General features: G+C 69.4%; 16 protein-coding genes. 11 read left to right on the plus strand and 5 right to left on the minus strand.

What is annotated here, in order from left to right:
- The 3 genes from MEICH_RS0116570 to MEICH_RS0116580 all read left to right on the plus strand — a co-directional run.
- Window positions 1-477, plus strand: a 477-nt coding sequence (locus MEICH_RS0116570; protein WP_027893517.1) for a hypothetical protein, incomplete at its 5' end; no start/stop codon positions are given.
- A 112-nt stretch (window positions 478-589) separates the two neighbouring features.
- Entirely contained in the window at window positions 590-808 is a 219-nt protein-coding gene (locus MEICH_RS0116575; RefSeq protein WP_027893518.1) for a hypothetical protein, read from the plus strand.
- An 11-nt stretch (window positions 809-819) separates the two neighbouring features.
- On the plus strand, window positions 820-1,173 hold the full coding sequence (locus tag MEICH_RS0116580) for a hypothetical protein (protein ID WP_147372959.1): 354 nt from the start codon (window positions 820-822) through the stop codon (window positions 1,171-1,173).
- On the opposite strand, the gene MEICH_RS0116585 is transcribed toward MEICH_RS0116580, so the two are convergent.
- On the minus strand, window positions 1,125-2,186 hold the full coding sequence (locus MEICH_RS0116585; RefSeq protein WP_027893520.1) for a lipocalin family protein: 1,062 nt from the start codon (window positions 2,184-2,186) through the stop codon (window positions 1,125-1,127). The two genes, MEICH_RS0116580 and MEICH_RS0116585, sit on opposite strands and share 49 nt — an antisense overlap.
- Window positions 2,187-2,506: 320 nt before the next feature.
- Between MEICH_RS0116585 and MEICH_RS0116590 the strand changes: the two genes are divergently transcribed.
- From MEICH_RS0116590 to MEICH_RS0116610, 5 genes are all read left to right on the plus strand, one after another.
- Window positions 2,507-3,277 (plus strand): TatD family hydrolase, encoded by a 771-nt coding sequence (locus MEICH_RS0116590; protein ID WP_027893521.1) that lies wholly within the window; start codon window positions 2,507-2,509, stop codon window positions 3,275-3,277.
- 41 nt (window positions 3,278-3,318) lie between these two features.
- On the plus strand, window positions 3,319-3,789 hold the full coding sequence (locus MEICH_RS0116595) for an HRDC domain-containing protein (protein ID WP_027893522.1): 471 nt from the start codon (window positions 3,319-3,321) through the stop codon (window positions 3,787-3,789).
- A 363-nt stretch (window positions 3,790-4,152) separates the two neighbouring features.
- A complete protein-coding gene (gene aspS / locus MEICH_RS0116600; RefSeq protein ID WP_027893523.1) occupies window positions 4,153-5,424 on the plus strand; it encodes an aspartate--tRNA(Asn) ligase in 1,272 nt (423 codons plus the stop codon).
- 36 nt (window positions 5,425-5,460) lie between these two features.
- Window positions 5,461-7,932: an AfsR/SARP family transcriptional regulator gene (locus tag MEICH_RS0116605; protein WP_027893524.1), complete on the plus strand. Its 2,472-nt coding sequence runs from the start codon at window positions 5,461-5,463 to the stop codon at window positions 7,930-7,932.
- 87 nt (window positions 7,933-8,019) lie between these two features.
- Complete coding sequence (locus MEICH_RS0116610) at window positions 8,020-8,307, plus strand: hypothetical protein (RefSeq protein WP_027893525.1); 288 nt, start codon at window positions 8,020-8,022, stop codon at window positions 8,305-8,307.
- On the opposite strand, the gene murJ is transcribed toward MEICH_RS0116610, so the two are convergent.
- The 4 genes from murJ to MEICH_RS0116630 form a co-directional block, all read right to left on the minus strand.
- Window positions 8,308-9,786, minus strand: coding sequence for a murein biosynthesis integral membrane protein MurJ (gene murJ / locus MEICH_RS0116615; protein ID WP_084542394.1), 1,479 nt, complete (start codon window positions 9,784-9,786; stop codon window positions 8,308-8,310).
- A 63-nt stretch (window positions 9,787-9,849) separates the two neighbouring features.
- Window positions 9,850-12,582 (minus strand): AAA family ATPase, encoded by a 2,733-nt coding sequence (locus MEICH_RS0116620; protein ID WP_027893527.1) that lies wholly within the window; start codon window positions 12,580-12,582, stop codon window positions 9,850-9,852.
- A 106-nt stretch (window positions 12,583-12,688) separates the two neighbouring features.
- Entirely contained in the window at window positions 12,689-13,843 is a 1,155-nt protein-coding gene (locus tag MEICH_RS0116625; RefSeq protein ID WP_027893528.1) for a metallophosphoesterase family protein, read from the minus strand.
- Between the two features lie 276 nt (window positions 13,844-14,119).
- Entirely contained in the window at window positions 14,120-14,827 is a 708-nt protein-coding gene (locus MEICH_RS0116630) for a hypothetical protein (RefSeq protein ID WP_027893529.1), read from the minus strand.
- A gap of 245 nt (window positions 14,828-15,072) precedes the next feature.
- On the opposite strand from MEICH_RS0116630, the gene pyrR reads away from it, so the two are divergent.
- The 3 genes from pyrR (at window position 15,073) to MEICH_RS0116645 (ending at window position 17,944) form a co-directional block, all read left to right on the plus strand.
- Window positions 15,073-15,612: a bifunctional pyr operon transcriptional regulator/uracil phosphoribosyltransferase PyrR gene (gene pyrR / locus MEICH_RS0116635; protein ID WP_027893530.1), complete on the plus strand. Its 540-nt coding sequence runs from the start codon at window positions 15,073-15,075 to the stop codon at window positions 15,610-15,612.
- Entirely contained in the window at window positions 15,597-16,547 is a 951-nt protein-coding gene (locus MEICH_RS0116640) for an aspartate carbamoyltransferase catalytic subunit (protein ID WP_245587697.1), read from the plus strand. The genes pyrR and MEICH_RS0116640 overlap by 16 nt, the downstream gene beginning before the upstream one ends.
- An 80-nt stretch (window positions 16,548-16,627) precedes the next feature.
- Entirely contained in the window at window positions 16,628-17,944 is a 1,317-nt protein-coding gene (locus MEICH_RS0116645) for a dihydroorotase (protein WP_027893532.1), read from the plus strand.
- Window positions 17,945-17,981 lie beyond the last annotated feature (37 nt).

Genomic DNA, 17,981 nt, shown 5'->3' on the forward strand with positions numbered 1-17,981 from the left:
CCGGCCCCCCGCCCGGCGCAGCCCCCTGCCCCCGCCCCCGCCCCGGCCGGCGACGCCGACAGCGTGTGGCTGCAGGGCCTCCTCGAGCACCACCACCGCCTGGTGAAGCAGGCTCTGCGCGAGCTGCGGCCCAAGACGGCCGGCCTCGAGCTCACCGAGGCGCTGGCCCAGGGGCTCCTGCCCCGCATGGGCCACGCCGGCAACATCGAGTACGTGATCAAGGACAACCTGGCGCGGGCGCTGGTGAACGGCTACTTCATCCACTGGGACATCCGCACCGGCGGCCTCCCGCCCGGCGCCGAGGCCCAGGCCCTGTGGTACATGACCCGCGACCACAAGGAGCAGTTCGCGGAGTCGAGCGACCTCGAGGTGCTCGAGAACCTCATCGGGCGCCTGCGCAAGGCGGGCAAGCTCGAGAAGCTGATGATCCAGGCCCGCACCCAGGCCGGCCTCTACGGCGCGGGCCTGCGCGGCTGAAACCAAGACGCCGCGGAGACGCGGCGGAGGCGCCCGGCCGAGCAGCCTCCCCTACAATAGCCCCGGTTCGTATAACCGGGGCCGCGCCCATCGCGGCCGCCAGAGGAGCCCCATGAATTTACTGGACACATTCTTCAACATCGTCTTCGACTTCCTAGTCGCCCGCTTCCCCAGCGGCATCCCCCAGGCCGCGCTCAACGCCGTCCGGCCCGCCCTGGTCGACGTGCTGGGAAGCTTGATCCAGGACGGCAACCTGCGGATCTCCGCCAAGCGGCGGCTCGAGCTGCAGGAGAAGCTCGACACCGCGCTGCGCGACGCGGGGCTGATGTGAAGGAGCTGCGTATGTGGAGACGCTGGGTGTTGGGCTGGGCCGGGGCCCTGCTGCTGGCAGGCTGCCTCTTCAACGACGAGAGCGCGCGGCTGAGCATCGTGCGCTCGAGCGCCACCGAGGCCAGCGTGATCTTCTTCGCCGGGAAGGCGGCGGCCGAAGAGGTGGCCCTGTTCGTCGGGGGCGATGGCCTCAGCGTCCAGGACGCCCGCTGCCGCCCCCAGGGGCGCGGCCAGGGCTGTGAGCTGGGCACCGTGGCCGCCGAGAGCAGCTACACCCTCCAGGTCAGGGGCAGCAAGCTCTCGGCCAACGTGACCTTCTACCGCCCGGGCAGCAGCGTGCCCAAGTTCATCGCCACCGGCGAGTAGGTGCCCGCCACGAACTCGCCCATCCCCCTGGCCTCGACCGGGCTTCCCTGCCAGGTGCCCCGCCCCCGCACCGGGCCCTCCCAGTAGGCTACGCCCGTGGAGGTGGTGAGCAATTCCTGGTCCCGGCGCACTGGGGCGAGCTCGAGCTCCAGCCCCTCGGCCTCGACCCGCCAGGACAGCGCGTAGCTGCGCCCGCTGGGCGAGGTCCAGCGCTCGAGCGGGGTCATGCGCAGGTTTCGGAGCCCGGCGATCCGCCCCTGGGGGTCGGTCCGGCTCCCCGCCAGTTGCGCCACCTCCCCGTCGGTCTGCCCGGCACCCGGCGGCTTCTTGACCCGGTAGAGCATGAGGTCGCTGCCGTCGGAGAGGTGCAGCCCGAACCAGTCCCACAAGGCGTCCCTCCCGGAAAGCTGCTCGCCCCACTGGTGGTCCATCCAGGCCTCCCCCTGCACCGCGCGGCCGTTGATGCGCCCCTCGAGGCCCAGCCGGGTGTAGGAGACGTAGTACATGCGCCCCACTTCCCCGGCGCCCGAGTAGCCGGGCGGGTGCACCACGGCGGGCTTTCTGGGGGTGAGCCGCAGGTCGAGCGGCCCCGCCACGAGCCGGTAGCTCGCCCCCTCCTGCACCAGCTTCCAGTCCCCCTGCTCGATGCGCAGCGGCGGGAACTCGATGACGGCATCGCCGCGGGGCACGTCCTGGCGGAAGTCGAAGCGCTCGTCGAGGAGCTTGCGGTCGGCGCGCAGGTCGGTCAGGGCGAGGTGCGAGGCGTGGAAGGGCCCGGGGTACAGGAAGCCGAAGAACGCCGGCCCCAGCCGGGGGGTGAAGTACCCTTTGAAGATGGCCCAGTGGAAGGCAATCCCGTCGTCGGGCAGATAGCCCGACACGTACCACCACTCCACCGCCGCGGGGTTAGGCCCCCAGTTGCCCGCTTCCGGCGGGCGGGCCGGGTCCACCTCCTGCAAAACCGGAACACAGGCGACCAGCAGCAGCACGAGCCCGGCGCAGAGGGGCTTCATGAGGCCATTCTAGTGGGAAGCGGGCATCGGGTTGCGGGTCCGGGATGACGGAAGGCTCATGCCGTCGATAGTCGATAGTCGATAGTCGATAGCTGATAGCTGATAGCCAATAGCCAAAAGCAAGGGCGAAAGGCGTGTGGCTCGTGGTGAAAGGACCCTCCCCACCGCCGTCGAGGGTCGAGGGCCAGGGCGTTTTGCGTCTTGCGTTTTGCGTCTTGCGTTTGGCGTTTGGCGTACGACGTAGGACGTACGACGTACGACGCACGACCCGCGCCCGGCTATCCGCTATCGCCCCTCGACCTACCATTAGGCTATTGAGCGTGACCGATACTCACTGCCACCTCGACTACCTCGAGCCCGCCGAGCTCGCGGGGGCCCTCGAGGCCGCCCGGGGCTTCCGTGCGATGCTGACCATCGGCACCGAGCCCGCCAAGTCCCGCCGCAACCTGGAGATCGCCGGCTCTGCCCCCAACGTTTGGGCGGCCGTGGGGATACACCCCACCGAGGCCGAGCGCTGGCGCGAATACCGGGAGGAAACCCTCGAGCTCGCCCGCCACGAGCGGGTGCGGGCCGTCGGGGAGAGCGGGCTGGACTTTTACTGGACCCCCCAGACCCGCCCCCAACAGTACGAAGCCCTCGACTGGCAGGCCGAACTCGCCGCCGAGCTCGGCCTGCCCCTGGTCCTGCACGTGCGCAGCGCCCAGGGCGACGACCGGGCCGAGCTCGAGGTGGCCGAGTGGCTCCGGCGCAACCGGCCGCCTAAGGTCGTGCTGCACGCCTTCGGCGGGCACCCCGCGCTGGCGGAGGCGGGGCTCGAGGCCGGCGCCTACTTCAGCTTCGCGGGGCCGTTCACCTACAAGAAGAACACCCGGGTGCGCGAAGCGGCCCGGCAACTCCCCCTCGAGCGCCTGATGGTCGAGACCGATACCCCCTTCCTCCCCCCCGAGCCCCACCGGGGCAAGCGCAACCAGCCCGCCTACGTGCGCCACACCCTGGAAAAGCTGGCCGAAGTGCGCGGCCTGAGCGCCGCCGAGATGGAGCGCGTCACCGACGCCAACGCCCAGCGCTGCTTCGGCTTCACCCCCGCTTGAAGGCTCGTTGCCTACCGCCTACCGCGGGCTAGAATACTTCCATGCGTTGCCAGGCGTTCACCATCCGCCTCGACGAGCGCCAGAGCCTCGACCTCCAACGGCTCAACGACTTCCTCGAGCGCGTCCAACCCATCCAGGTTTCCAGCGCCCTCGTGGCCGGCTCCGCCCCGGTGTGGTCGGTCCTGGTCTTCTACGAGGGCGAGGCCGAACCGCCGCAGCCCGCCGCCGGCCTCGAGAAGCCCCAACCCGAAGCGCCCGCCCGGCCACGGCCCACCGCCGCCAACGAAGCGCTCTACCAGGCCCTGCGCGACTGGCGCAGCCAGAAAGCCCGCGCCGAAAACCTCCCCCCCTACATCATCGCCCACGACGCCCAACTCGCCGCCATCGCCGACGCCCTGCCCACCACCCTCGAGGAACTCACCCAGATCAAGGGCTTCGGCCCCCGCAAGGCCGACCGCTACGGCGATGAGATCCTGGCGCTCGTCCGGAAGGCCGGAAGCGAGAAGCGATAAGCGGTCAGCGGTCAGTGGTCAGCTTGTGGCCTGTGGCCCGTGGTAAACCCCTCCCCGGCGGCGGGGAGGGGATATCCCCCCAGCCCCCCTTGCTAAGGGGGGTGACAAGGCGTCTTGCGTCTTGCGTCTTGCGTCTTGCGTCTTGCGTTTTGCGTCTTGCGTTTGGCGTTTGGCGTTTGGCGTTTGGCGTACGGCGTTCAGCCCTCCACCTTGACCTGGTGAGAAGTCGCACTTAGACTATCCGGCAAGATGTTGCGCCGTCGGGACGACAATCCATAGCGGGGGTAGCGACATTGCCCCCCGGTACTTGCTGTTGTACCGGGGGGTTTTTCAGTTCCCGCTGGCGGCGAAGGAGAGAGGCAGATGTCACGCACACTGGTCAAGGAAGTGCCCAACAAGATCGGCGAGAAGGTCACCCTGCAGGGCTGGTTGCACTGGAAGCGCGACCTCGGCGGCATCCAGTTCGTCCTGCTGCGCGACCGTACCGGCATCGTGCAGGTGGTGGTGGAGAAGGGCGTGGACCTGCCCCTGGCCGAGTCCTGCCTGCGCGTCAGCGGCGAGGTGGTGCAAAACACCAAGGCCCCGGGCGGCTACGAGGTGCTGGCCAACGGCCTCGAGGTGCTCACCCCTGCCCTCGAGCCCTCCCCCATCGAGATCCCCAAGGAGGAGTGGCGCGTCAACCCGGAGACGCTGCTCGAGTATCGTTACGTGAGCCTGCGGGGCGAGAAGGCCCGCGCCGCGCTCAAGGTGCAGGCCGCGCTGGTGCGGGGCTTCCGCAACTTCCTCGACGCCCAGGGCTTCACCGAGATCTACACCCCCAAAATCGTCTCGGCGGGCGCCGAGGGCGGTAGCAACCTCTTCGCCATCGACTACTTCGAGCAGCGGGCCTACCTGGCGCAGTCGCCCCAGCTCTACAAGCAGATCATGGTGGGGGTGTACGAGCGGGTCTACGAGGTGGCCCCGGTCTTCCGCGCCGAGCAGCACGCCACCAGCCGCCACCTCAACGAGTACCTCTCCCTCGACGTGGAGATGGGTTTTATCGAAAGCGAGCACGACGTGATCGACTTCGAGGAGGCCCTGCTGAGGGCCATGCTCGATGAAGCCCGCGAGGGCGCCGCCGACGCGGTGGGGATGCTCGAGGTCGAGTGGCCCAACACCGCCGAGATGCCGCGCCTGGAACACCCCGAAGCCCGCCGCATCCTGCGCGAGGAGCTGGGCATGCCCGTGGGCGCCGACTTCAACGAGGAGGCCGAGCGGGCGCTGGGCCAGTGGGCGAAGGAGAAGTGGGGCGTGGACTTCCTCTTCGTCACCAAGTACCCCGAAGCCGCCCGCCCCTTCTACGCCTACCCCGAGGGCGACGGCTCCACCCGGGGCTTCGACCTGCTCTTCCGCGGCCTCGAGATCACCAGCGGCGGCCAGCGCATCCACCAGTACGACATGCTGGTCGAGGCCCTGAAGAAGAAGGGCAACGACCCCGCGAACTTCACGGGCTACCTCGAGGTCTTCAAGTACGGCATGCCCCCGCACGGCGGCTTCGCCATCGGCGCCGAGCGCATCACGCAGAAGCTCCTGGGCCTTCCCAACGTGCGCTACGCGCGGGCCTTCCCCCGCGACCGCCACCGCCTGACCCCATAACCCTCCAGCCCGGCACCGCTTCGTTAGAATGGCACCGTGTTAGGTCTGCGGCCCGGTCTGCGAAGGCTCCTCCGAACCGCTCCCCGGCTGGTGGTGGCTCCCGCCGGGGTGGGGTTCGGGCAGCAGGTGCTGGCGCTGTGGGCCCGCCGCAACAACCGCCGGATCGTGACCTCCCCGGCAGACCTCAGCCGCGAACCCTGCCTCTTCATCCCCCGAAGACGCCGTGACCTGGAGTCCGTCCACCCCGGCTGCCCCGGCGAGGCCCTGTTCCTGCACGAAACCGACCTCATCTACACCAAGGCCGAGTGGCTAGGGGCTCTCGCCACCGCCCGCGAAGGCTACGCCGAGGAAAGCTACCGCCTGAGCCAGGGCTGGCCCGAGGGCCTGCTGATCGCGGCCCAGCTCGCCAAGCGCCCCGACGTTTTCTGCCTCCTCGAGCACCCCCTCACCCGCGCCCACCTGGGCCGCTTCCTCCCCCAGGACCTCCCGCGCGAGGCCCTGACCCGGCTGGCCTCGAGCCCCGTCCTGGTCCCCGAGCTCTACGGCCTGCTCGAGCTCGAGGCCGAGCTCATCGCCGAACTCTACGACCGGGGCCTCCTCTACGCCGCCGACCAGGGCTACCGCCTGCCCGCCCTGCTGCGCCGGCTCCTTTTCCGCCCCCTGTCGCCCGAGCGGGCGCTCGAGGTGGCCCAGATTTTGAGCTCGAGGCACCTCGAGCCCGCGCTGGAAATTCTCGGCGAACACGGGCTATGGGAGGCGTACCTCGAGCGGATCGTCGAGACCTACATGCCGAGGACGGGACCACACGCCCTACAGGAGCACTTGAACAGAGTCCCCCCGAACTATCGGTATCACGAAATCTTCCGATACCTCGTAGCCCTGGCACAACGCTCATCCGGCGATATAGAGCCTGCCATCGAGCAGTTCGAAAAGCTGCTCGAGGCCGCCTCTCCCAAGTTCCAGCTATGGGTCATTAACGCTTTGGGGGTTGCCTACGGTATGCGGGGTGACTTCTCGAGATCGATCGAGCTTCTTAGTGATGGGGTGAGTAAATCCACCCGTTCTCCGCTCCAGGGCCATCTCTTGCATAATCTTGGCATTGCCTTACTACACACCCACCGTTACAGCGCCGGTGCTGAGTACCTAGCAAATGCCATTTCGATATACCGCGAGCTGGGAAACTCCACTGAGGAGTCCTCCAGCACCGAGAACCTGATAAATGCAAAAGTCTTTGCGGGTTACCCCCTACGGGCGTTAGGCGAATTCCAGCAATTGCGGCCTATTCACCAGAGCTCGATCATCCACGCCAACCTCGGCAGAATTCACCTGATGCTAGGGGAGCTCGACAAAGCCAAGGAGATTACCCTGAACGCCAGGAACAAGGCTCGAGAGATCGGCAACTCCCGCATGGAGAAGTATGCCGACGTAATCCGCGCTCAGGTAGCCTACCTTGAGAACGATCTGATCCTGGCTCGCCAGTTGTCCGCCTCTGTCATTGAAACCTTTCCGGAAGCCAACGTACGGGGAGAGGCTCACTTAGTAATGAGTCAGGTTGAATTCCGGCGTGGGAACCGCAAGGCCGCCAAAGAGCACTTGGCTCGAGCCGCCAACATCACCTTCGGCTATAAGACCGAGGCCGTGCGCCAGGGGCTGAGCCCCCTCGAGCCCACCCTCGAGGAGGCCCGCGAGGCGGGGGCGATGTTCGACGTGGCGCAGTTGCTCATGCTCAAAGGGGATCTGGAGTCGTTGCGGGAAGCCCTCAGCCTGTGCCAGCAGAACGGCTACGGGCTGCTCCTGAGGCACCCCTACTACAGCCACCACTGGCTGCCTTTGATCAAGGCCGACCCGTCGTGCTGGGCCGCCTTCCCGGTCACGGTCCAGACCTTCGGGGGGTTCAAGGTCTCCTTCCTGGGCAAGACGCTCACCCTCGCCGACTTCCCGACCAAGAAGATCGCGGCCTTGCTGCTCGCCCTCGCCCTGCACGAGCGGCCGCAGAACCGGGAGGTGCTGGCCGAGCAGTTGTGGGGCGAGCTCAACAACCCGCTCGACTCGCTGCAGAATGCCGTCTCCAAGCTGCGGGGACTGCTCTTCCCCCAGCTCATCTGCTCGAGCAAGAGCCAGCTATCCCTCAACTTCCCGGTCGTGCTCGACTACCGCGAGTTCGTCAAGCGGGCGAAAGCCTTCGTGGAAACCTCCGAGCCGGGGCTCGAGGACTTCATCCAGCGGCACAGCGAGCCCTGGCTCCCCGACCTGGCCGACCTCTTCCCCGTGGAGCGCTCCGAGGTCGAACGTTACCAGCACGAGTTGTGGACCCTGGTGGCCGAGCAGCAGGAGCAGGAGAACTCGCCCCTGGCGCTGGTGGCCTACCGCCACGCCCTCGCCCTCGACCCCTACTCCGAGCGCGCCTGGCAGGGGCTCATCGCGGCCTACGAACGCCTCGGCAACCCGGAGATGGCGGCCAAAGCGCGGCGCTGCATGGCCGAAGCCCTGCGCGAGCTGCGTGGCTGAGCGGTTTTGGTTTCATTTTAGGCCCGGGCTATAGGCTCTAGTCGAGTAGCTCCGCGGATCGCTCGAGCTACCGCTTTCGGAGGAGCAATGGCTTCGGACCAAGTGAACTTCGTGATCTGCTTCGAGGATGCCGGTCAACCCTTCGAGATCCTGCTCTCCCCCAAGGAAGCGCCCCGGCTCTCCCGGGCGTTGTGCCGTGCCGAACAGCTGTGCGAACAGATGGGCTGGCGATTGCTGCGCGTGGAGGACCGGCAGAGCGGCGAGGCGCTCGAGCCCTGCCCCCGGTGCCTGGAGGAAGAGGCCCGCGGCCGGGTGTGCACCTACTGCCAGGGCAACGCCTACGTCCCGACGCGGCCCGCCGAGCACGCGGCCTAGCTAGCGCAGCCGCAGCGGCAGGCGCAGCACCCGCGCGAAGACCACGAAGGCCGTCAGCCCCACCAGCCCCCCCAGCGCCAGGGGGGGCAAGTTGTCGAGGAAGAGGGCGGGCGTGCCGAAGGGCCGGGCCGCCACGTAGGCCAGGAACCCGGCCGGGGCCGCCGCCGCCGCGACGCGCAGCAGGAGTTCCAGCAGCCAGCGCAGCGAGAGGATCGAGAGCCGCTCGAGCCGTACCCCGTAGGCCAGCAGCCCGACCAGGCCCGCGGCCGCCGTCGAGAGGTTGAGCCAGAACAGCCCCGCGTCGCGCAACAGCCAGTAGCCCAGGGTGTTGAGGCCGAAGATGACCACCGACACCTGCACGGCCCGCCGGATCTCGTTGGCGGCGTAGAACGCCCGCAGCATGAGCTGGTTGACCCCCCACGGCAGCAGCGCGAGGCCGTAGGCCAGCAGCACCGCCACCGTGAACTCCCGCACCCGGGGGTCGAGGCCGCCGAAGGAGAAGATGGCGCCCACGATCCAGGGGGCCAGGGCCACCATCATGGCCCCGGCGAAGCCCAGCAGCACGGCGAGGCGGGGGATGGAGCGCTCGAGCAGCCCCCGCATCCCCGCGTAGTCCTGGGCGGCGCCCATCTGGGTCAGGCGGGGGTAGAGGGCCATCGCGGGCGAGACGGCCAGGATGCCCAGGGCGGTCTGGAAGATCACCTCGGCGTTGATGAAGGCGGTCTGGGCCCCCACCGCGTAGCGGGTGAGGACGTTGGTGAGCACCAGGTTGAGGAACTGGCGCAGGCTGGTGGTGAAGGCGAAGGGCCCCATGCGCCACAGGGCGTCGCGGATGGCCGGGTGGCTCCTGAACTCCACCCCGAAGCCGCGGAGCGAGGGCAGCAGCACGGCCGCCTGGACCAAAGCGCCCAGGGTGTAGGACAGGGCCAGCGCGGTGGCGCTCCCCGGCCAGACCAGCATGACCGCGATGGACACCACGTTGAGCGCCAGCGGCGCGAAGGCCACCGCCCCGAAGCGCTCCTGCGACTGCAGGAAGGCCGAGAACAGCGCGGCCATCGAGATGAACAGCAGGAAGGGCATCACCAGCCGGATCTGGTAGACCAGGAGGTCGAAGTTGGGGCCCTGGGCGTAGGGGCTCGAGGCGTCCACCAGCCAGCCCGCGACGGCGGGGGCCAGCAGCAGCCCCGCGCCCAGCAGCAGCAGGTTCAGCGTCAGCAGCAGCGCGGCGAAGCGGCGCTTGAAGACCTCCCCCTCGCCGGCGGGGAGGCCGCTGAGCACGGGCACCAAGGCGTTGGTGACGGCCCCCTCGGCCACCAGCTCGCGGAAGAGGTTAGGGACGCGGGTGGCGATGTTGAAGGCGTCGGTGAGCAGGGGCGGGAAGAGGTTGTTGATGACGATCTGGCGCACCAGGCCCAGCACCCGGCTCGAGAAGGTGCCCAGCATGGTGATGGCGGCGTTGCGCAGGATTCGGCTCGACAAGGTAGCACCAACCCAAGCGGCTATTGTATGCCTTCCGGGGCACTTTGGCGCTACGGCCCGCCTTCAATTGTCCGACCAGCGGATCTTGCTGCCCGCCGGGCTCTTCTCCACCCGCAGCCGCGCGGGCAGGCGCTCGGCGAGGGCTTCGACGTGGGTGACCACCCCCACCAGCCGGCCCTGGGTGGGGAGGGCCTCGAGCACGCCCGCAACCTGCTCGAGGGTCTCCACGTCGAGCGTGCCGAAGCCCTCGTCGAGGAAGAGCGCGCCCATGCGGCCTTTGGAGAGGTGTTCGGAGAGGGAGAGCGCCAGCGAGAGCGAGGCCAGGAAGCTCTCCCCGCCCGAGAGCGTGCGCACCGTGCGCACCGACTCGGTCCAGCGGTCCTCCACGGCGTACTCGCTGTCCTCCAGGCGGAAGGCGTAGCGGCCTTGCGAGAGCTCGTTCATGAGCTCGCTGGCCCGCTGGAGCAGGCCCGACTGGTAGCGCTCGAGCAAGAAGTCCTGGAAGCGGTCGCCGCGCAGGTCGCGCTCCAGCCGCTCCCACACGTCCACCTCGCGCACCAGCTTGGCCTGCTGGCCCTCGAGCTCGCGCCGCTTCTGGAGCTGGGCCTCGGCGCGCTTGAGGTCGGCCTTGAGCCCCTCGGCCTTGCCGTGGGCGGCGCGGGCCGACTGGCGCAGGGTCTCCAGGGTCTCGCGCTGGAGGCGCAGCGCGGCCTCGTCCACGGGCTCGAGCCCCTTGAGCTCGTGTTCCAGGCGCTTGAGGCCCTCGGCGATGGCGATGCCCTCGCGCTGGTGCTCCTGGTGGCGCTGCTCGAGGGCGTGGCGCTCGGCGGGGCTCATGCGGGCGGCCTTCACGGCCTGGTGGTCGGCGAAGGCGGCCTCGGCCAGGAGCGAGAGCAGGCTGGCCTCGAGGCGCTCGAGGGCGCGGTGGCGCTCCTGGGCCACCTGGGTCTGGGCGGTGAGCTGGCGCTCGGCGTCGGAGCACTCCCTCTCCCGCTGCTGCAGCTCGGCGGCGAGGGCCTCGAGCTGGCGCTGGCGCTCCTGCAGCCGGGCGGCGTAGGCCGTCACCTCGAGGCCCCCCGTGGCGGCGCGGATCGCGGCGGCGAGCCCGGCCAGGCGGCGCTGGCGCTCCTGCTGGATGTCGGCGGCCTCGAGCCCGCCGGTGGCCTGGACGAGGGCCTCGAGCTGGCGCTGGAGGTCGTCGAGGTCCTGCTCCTGCTGGGCGAGGGCTTGCTGGGCCTGGGGGAGCTGTTCGCGCAGGGTCTTGAGCTGGCCCTGCTTGCCCTGGAAGTCCTCGCGCAGGCGCCGGAGGTTCTCCTCGGCCTCGCGCTCGGCCTGCTGGAGGCCCTGCAGGTTGAGCTCGACCTCGGGGGGCAGTTGCGCCACCACCTGCGCGCACAGCGGGCAGGGCTCGCCCACGGCCAGCAGGTGGCGGTGGGCTTGGATGCCCGCTGCCCGCTCGGCGTCCTCGCGGCGCCGCCGGGCCTGCTCGTAGAGCTCGCGCGCGTCCTGGCCGAGCGTCTTGAGGGAGTCGAGCTCGAGGGTGAGGTCCCGGACCTGCTTGGTCTGGGCCTCCAGCGCCGACTGGGCCTGGGCGAAGCGGGATTGGGCCTGCTCAAGCAGCCGTTGCAGCCGCGCCCGCTCGCTCAGGCTGCGCTCGCCCTCGCGCAGGGCGTCGAGGCGGGCCTCGTCGAAGTCGAGGGGGTCGGGGTGGGACAGGCGCAGGTCGCCGCCGTAGCGCCGCAGCCGCTCGGACTGGTCCTTGAGCAGCGGGAGGCCGGCCAGCTCGAGCTTGACCTGCTCGAGCACGTTGCCGTCGTACTGCGCGCGCAGCCGCTCGACCTCGGCCCGGCTGCGCTCGAGGCCCTGCTGCAGGCGCACCAGGGCCCCCTGGGCGGTCTCGGCCTCGCGGCGGGCGGCCTCCACGCTCTCGACCTGCGGCCACACCCGCTCGGCCTGGTCGGCGCGCTCGAGCCGCTCGCGTAGGCGCGCCATCTCGGCCTGCTGGCCCTCCCAGTTGCGCTGGCGGCGGCGCAGCCCCTCGAGCTCGCTGAACTGCTCGTAGCGCTTGTGGGCCTCGGCCAAAGCCCGCTGGGCCTGCTCGGCCTCCCGGCTGAGCCGCGCCTCCTCGGCCTCGAGCCGCCCGATCTCGTCGCGCATGGCCTCCAGGCGGCCCTCCTCGGCCTCGGCGAGGCCCCGGAGCTCGCCGTCGATGAGGTTGAGCTTCTCCCGCGCCTCCTTGAGGTGCTCGCCCACCCGCTCGCGCATGTCGCGCAGGCGCTCGAGGCCGTAGAGCTTCATCAGCAGCTCGCGCCGCTCCTTGGGCACGCCGCGCAGGAAGAGGTCGAACTGCCCCTGCGGCAGCAGGATGGCCCGGGTGAAGGTGGTGAAGTCCATCCCCCCCAGCAGGCTCGTGACCTGGCTGTTGAGCGCGGCCACCTTCTCGGAGGCGGCGTGCATGCGCCAGTCGCCGCGCTCGAGGTACTCCAGGCGGCTCTGGTTCTCCTTGCCGATCACCCGCACCACGCGCCAGGTCTGGATCTGGCTCGAGGCGTCGGGGGAGGTGAACTCGAGCTCGATCTTGGCCTGCTCGGCCGCCGGGTGCCGCAGCGCGTCGTGGCCCTTGGCCCCCGCCCGGGGCGTCTCGCGGTAGAGCGCGAAGGTGATCGCGTCGAGCAGGGTGCTCTTCCCCGCCCCGGTGGGCCCGGTGATGGCGAAGAGCTCCACGTCGTCGAACTGGATCTCCTGGGGCTCGAGGTAGGGCCCGAAACCCTGCAGGCGCAGCTTGAGGGGCCTCATGAGGACCTCCAAGAGGTCTGCTCAACGCCGAACGCCGAACGCCGAACGCCAAGGCGTCTCGCGTTTAGCGTTTTGCGTCTGGCGTCTGGCGTACGACGCAGGGCCCTCATAGCCCCTCCCCCGCGTGGACTTCCTCGTAGACCTGCTGGAAAGCCCGCAGCAGGCTCTCTTCGGGCTCGGCGGCGTAGGTTTCGCGGGAGTACTCGGTGTAGGCCTCGAGCCAGTCCCACTCCTCCTGCACGGGCAGGGCTTTGCGGGGGCGCTCGAGCTCGGGGAGCTCGAAGACCACGTCGAGCAGGTGGGGGAAGCGGCGGAAGAGGTCCTCGCGCAGGCGGGGGTTGCCGCGGCCCTCGATGACGAGCTTGGCCCAGCCGGGGAAGGTGGCGAGCTCCTCGAGGCGGCGGTCGAGGTCTTCGACCTTGACCTTGAAGCTGCGCAGGGGCTTGCCCCAGCGCTCGTTGACCTGCGTGACCTTAGGCGGAACGCCGGGCTCGAGCTCGACGATCAGGGCCCCGCGCGGGGCGTTCTCCCCCTCGCCGAAGTCGAGCTGCACCAGCGAGCCCGGGTACCAGGCCACCGGGGCTTCCGCGACCTGCTGCTGGCGGTGGATGTGGCCCAGCGCCACGTAAGAGAGCTGCGAGGGGAAGGCCGACTTCTCGACGGCGTAGCTGTTGGTGCAGTGGAACTCGAACTCACCCCCGCCCAGGCGGCTGCCCTCGACGGTGAGGTGGGCGAGCATGAGGTTGACGCCGGAGTTGAGCTCGGTGGAGAGATTGGCGAAGACCCGCTTCATGCCCTCGGAGTAAGCACCCTTCCACAGCGTGCCGTCGCCCTCGAGCAGCATCTGGGCCTTGACCAGCCGCCGCTCGGAGAGGAAGGGCAGCATGGCCGCCCGTCCCCCCGCCATCTCGACCACGCCGCCCCGCCCGGCCAGCTTGACCTCGCCGCGCACGGTGGCCCCGGCGAGCGAGAGCAGGGGCGAGAGGGCCTCGAGGCGGTCCCTCGAGTCGTGGTTCCCGGCGATCACCAGCGCCGGGACCTTCATCTCCTGCAGGCGGTAGAAAAAGCTGAAGGCGGCCCCCTCGGCCTCGGTGGTCACCTGCGGCCGGTCGAAGAGGTCGCCCGAGACCAACACCAAGTCGATGCGCTCGGAACGGACGAGCCTGAGCAGCTCCTCGAGCGCCGCCGCGATCTCGGCCGTGCGCTCGGTGCCCTTGAGCAGTTTGCCCAGGTGCCAATCGGCGGTGTGCAGAATCCGCATTGCCGTATTAGGTTACTCCATACAGGCGTGGGCAGAAAGCTGGGGGCGATGCTTTTGGGGTGAACGCTGGGCGCGGGTTGTACGTCGTACGTCCTACGTCGTACGCCAAACGCCAGACGCAAAACGCAAGACGCAAGACGCCAGACGCCCTTTGTTTACCCCCCTTAGCAAGGGGGGCAGGGGGGATAAACCCTCCCCGCGTGCGGGGAGGGAAGGGGTGGGGTTTACCACGAACTGACGGCTGATGGCTGACCGCTGACGGCTTACCGCTTCCCCTCACCAACACAGCGCTTCCGTATACGACTCGAGCCCGAAGTGGTGGATCACCCGTTCGACCCGGCCCACCTTGCCGTCGAAGCCGAGGCCGTGGGCGAAGAGTTCGACGCCGGGGGTCAGGCAGGGTTGGAGGCCCTCGAGCCGGACTTTAGCCTGGTGGACGTAGTACTCGGCCAGCGGGACCTTCTCGGCGTAGACGGGCCAGGTCTCCTCGCCCACCCACACCAGGCCCTTGTTGTCCATGCGCCAGGTCTTGTTGAGGTTGACCATCAGCGCCTCGAGGGCCTGGTAGGCCAGCCCCTCCTGGCGGAGCCAGTTGGGCAGCACCACGCTGCTCTCCACGTTGCCCACGCGCTCGCCCACCTCGGCCAGCAGGTCTTCGATGACCTCGGCGGCGCGCGCCCGGCCGTAGTGCTTGGCCTCGACGTTGCGCGAGAGCCCGCCGGTGCCCCCTACCAGCCGCAGCCGCCACAGGCCCTGGTCCTCGAGCACCGAGAGCACGCTCATGTAGAACTCGGGGCCGTACTCGAGGTCGAGCACCACCGGCTGGCCGGGCTCGGGCCTCGAGGCCGCGGGGCTGGCCTTCAGGATCATCTCGGCCACCGGGCGGCCGATGCGCGGCAGCACGATGCGCCCGCTCAGGACCGGGCGGTAGTTGAGCAGCAGCGAGGAGGCGGGGAACTCTCGAGTGGGGCTGGGGAGTCGCATAGGCCGTGAGGCAGCGCAATTATACGCACCCGCAGCATAATCTACGCCGTGACTAAAGCATATCTGAAGAGCAGCCGGAATAAAACCGCCGCTTGACGGGAGCACGGGGGGCGGCGTACCCTGGACCAGACCTTTAAGGCCAGTCCCGTGAGGCTGGAAAGGAGGAAAAAGGTGGAACGAGTAGGTCACAACCCGAAGCCGTACGCACCCCAGGGGTGCGTTTTTTTTGTAGCCCGGAGGTCGCCTTGAACTTCAAGTCCCGCATCCTCAGCGCCGACGAGATCCGCCGTGCCCTCACCCGCATCGCCCACGAGGTGGTGGAGAAGAACAAGGGCACCGACAGGCTCTGCTTCGTGGGCATCCACACCCGCGGCATCACCCTGGCCGAGCGCCTGCGCGAGCTGGTGCGGCAGTTCGAGGGGGTGGAGGTGCCCATGGGCATCCTCGACATCACCCTCTACCGCGACGACCTCACCGAGATCGGCTTGCAGCCCAAGGTGCGCGAGACCCGCATCCCCTTCGACCTCTCCGGCAAGGCGGTGGTGCTCGTGGACGACGTGCTCTTCACCGGGCGCACCGCGCGGGCCGCGCTCGACGCGCTCATCGACCTGGGCCGCCCCAGCCGCATCTACCTGGCGGTGCTGGTGGACCGGGGGCACCGCGAGCTGCCCATCCGGGCCGACTTCGTGGGCAAGAACCTGCCCACCTCCAAGAGCGAGGTGGTCAAGGTCAAGGTGCAGGAAACCGACGGGGAGGAGGCGGTCGAGCTATGGGAGCTGGAGTGATCGCGATGGAGCAGAGCACTGAAAAACCCAAACACCTCCTCGACTTCCAGGGCTGGAGCCGGGCGCAGGTCGAAAGCCTCTTCGAGACCGCCCGCATGATGCAGGAGGTGCTCGAGCGCCCCGTGAAGAAGGTCCCGGCCCTCACCGGCTTCACCGTCGCCACCGTCTTCTTCGAGAGCTCCACCCGCACCCGACTCTCCTTCGAGCTCGCCGCGCGGCGCATGTCGGCCGACGTGCTGAGCTTCAGCGGCGCGACCTCCTCGATGGCCAAGGGCGAGAGCTACAAGGACACCCTGCTGACCCTCGACGCCATGGGCATCGACGCCTACGTGATCCGGGTGGACGCCGCCGGGGTGCCCCACCAGGCCGTGAAGTGGCTGGGTAAGCCCGTGATCAACGCGGGCGACGGCTGGCGGGCCCACCCCACCCAGGCCCTGCTCGACGCCTTCAGCCTGCTCGAGCGCCTGGGAACCCTCGAGGGCAAGAAAATCGCCATCGTGGGCGACATTCTGCACTCCCGCGTGGCCCGCTCCAACGCCGAGCTGCTCCCCATGCTGGGCGCCGATGTCTGGCTGTGCGGCCCCGCGACCCTGCTGCCGGGCGAGTTGCCCAAGGCCCGCCTCACCACCGACCTGCGCGAGGCCCTGCAGGACGCCGACGCGGTGATGGCGCTGCGCCTGCAGAAGGAGCGCATGGACAAGGGCCTGCTGCCGAGCGAGCCCGAGTACATCGCCGGTTACCAGATCACCCGCGAGCGCCTGGGCTGGGCCAGACCCGACGCCCCCCTGCTGCACCCCGGCCCCATGAACCGCGACCTCGAGCTCGAGGGCACCCTGGCCGAGTCCGAGCGCAGCCTGGTCGAGCGGCAGGTCGCCAACGGGCAGGCGGTGCGGATGGCGGTGCTCTACCACCTTCTGGTGGGGAGAAGGGGCTGACGGCCGATAGCTCGTCGCCAGTAGCCGGAGAACCCTGTGCTATCGGCTATTAGCGATTCGCGCGCGACGAAGGAGCGCTAATGAAAGGTGAACTGCTCATCAAGAATGTCCGGCTGCTGGACAGCCGGGGCGAACACGGCAAGGCCGACGTGCTGATCGGCGAGGGGAAGATCCTGGGGCTCGAGGGCGGCGACGCGGAGCGCGTGCTCGAGGCGGACGGGCTGGTGCTCACGCCGGGGCTGTGCGACCCCCACGCCCACCTGCGCGAGCCGGGGCAGGAGGTCAAGGAGGAGCTGGCGACGGGCCTGCTGGCCGCGCTGCGCGGGGGCTACACCGACGTGGCGTCCATGCCCAACACCACGCCCCCGGTGGACACCCCCGAGGCGGTGATGGCGCTGGTCGAGAAGGCCCGCAACCTGGGCTACGCCCGGCTCTACCCGGCGGCAGCCCTCACCCAGGGCCAGGAGGGCAAGCTCCTCACCGAGGCCCGGCTGCTCAAGGAGGCCGGGGCCATCATGCTCACCGACGACGGGCGCACCAACGAGGACGCGGGCGTGCTGGCGCTGGGCCTGAGCTACGCGGCGAGCTGGGGCCTGGTGGTCTCGGTCCACGCCGAGGACGCGGGGTTGCGACGGGGCGGGGTGATGAACGAGGGCCCCCTCTCCTACCGGCTCGGCCTCCCCGGCAACCCGGCGGCGGCGGAGGCCGCCCGCATCGCCCGGGACCTCGAGATCGTCCGCTACGTGATGTCCCGTAGGGAGGGCCAACAGCCCTCGACCCTTCTGCACGTCCAGCACCTCTCGACCCGGCGGGGCCTCGAGCTCATCCGCCAGGCCAAGGCCGAAGGGCTGCCCGTGACCACCGAGGTCGGGCCGCACCACCTCACCCTCACCGACGCCGCCCTGGAAAGCCTCGATCCCGTCTACAAGGTCGCGCCCCCGCTGCGCACCCAGGGTGACGCCGAGGCGCTGATGGCGGGGCTGCTCGAGGGCACCATTGACTGCATCGGCACCGACCACGCCCCCCATACCCTGGCCGAGAAGGAGCAGGATCTGCTGCGCGCCCCCTTCGGCATCGCCAACATCGAGGTGGCCTGGCCGCTGCTCTACACCGAGCTGGTGCTGGGGCGCGGCTTCCCGCTGCCCACGCTGCTCGAGCGCTTCACCGACGGCGCCCGCCGCGTGCTGAGCCTCCCCCCCGTCCGCCTCGAGGCCGGCGCCGAGGCCAGCCTGATGCTCTTCGACCCCCACAGCGAGCGGGCGGTAAACCCCGCCGAGTTCGCCTCCAAGGCCAAGTTCAGCCCCTGGGCGGGCTGGAAGCTGCAGGGCTGGCCGGTGATGACGCTGGTGGAAGGGCGCGTGGCCTGGGCGCACGAGCGCCTGGGCGTGGGGACTTGAAGCCACGCGGCGTAGGCCAGGCGCAAAACGCGAGACG

Origin of the sequence: Calidithermus chliarophilus DSM 9957, from assembly GCF_000430045.1 — a bacterium.
Taxonomy (GTDB): Bacteria; Deinococcota; Deinococci; order Deinococcales; family Thermaceae; genus Calidithermus; species Calidithermus chliarophilus.

Coding starts and splice junctions, on each gene's coding strand:
- MEICH_RS0116630 (WP_027893529.1), bottom strand. CDS start 14,827: ATGCGACTCCCCAGCCCCACTCGAGAGTTCCCCGCCTCCTCGCTGCTG.
- MEICH_RS0116610 (WP_027893525.1), top strand. CDS start 8,020: ATGGCTTCGGACCAAGTGAACTTCGTGATCTGCTTCGAGGATGCCGGT.
- MEICH_RS0116625 (WP_027893528.1), bottom strand. CDS start 13,843: ATGCGGATTCTGCACACCGCCGATTGGCACCTGGGCAAACTGCTCAAG.
- MEICH_RS0116580 (WP_147372959.1), top strand. CDS start 820: ATGTGGAGACGCTGGGTGTTGGGCTGGGCCGGGGCCCTGCTGCTGGCA.
- MEICH_RS0116585 (WP_027893520.1), bottom strand. CDS start 2,186: ATGAAGCCCCTCTGCGCCGGGCTCGTGCTGCTGCTGGTCGCCTGTGTT.
- MEICH_RS0116595 (WP_027893522.1), top strand. CDS start 3,319: ATGCGTTGCCAGGCGTTCACCATCCGCCTCGACGAGCGCCAGAGCCTC.
- MEICH_RS0116640 (WP_245587697.1), top strand. CDS start 15,597: ATGGGAGCTGGAGTGATCGCGATGGAGCAGAGCACTGAAAAACCCAAA.
- MEICH_RS0116645 (WP_027893532.1), top strand. CDS start 16,628: ATGAAAGGTGAACTGCTCATCAAGAATGTCCGGCTGCTGGACAGCCGG.
- aspS (WP_027893523.1), top strand. CDS start 4,153: ATGTCACGCACACTGGTCAAGGAAGTGCCCAACAAGATCGGCGAGAAG.
- MEICH_RS0116575 (WP_027893518.1), top strand. CDS start 590: ATGAATTTACTGGACACATTCTTCAACATCGTCTTCGACTTCCTAGTC.
- MEICH_RS0116620 (WP_027893527.1), bottom strand. CDS start 12,582: ATGAGGCCCCTCAAGCTGCGCCTGCAGGGTTTCGGGCCCTACCTCGAG.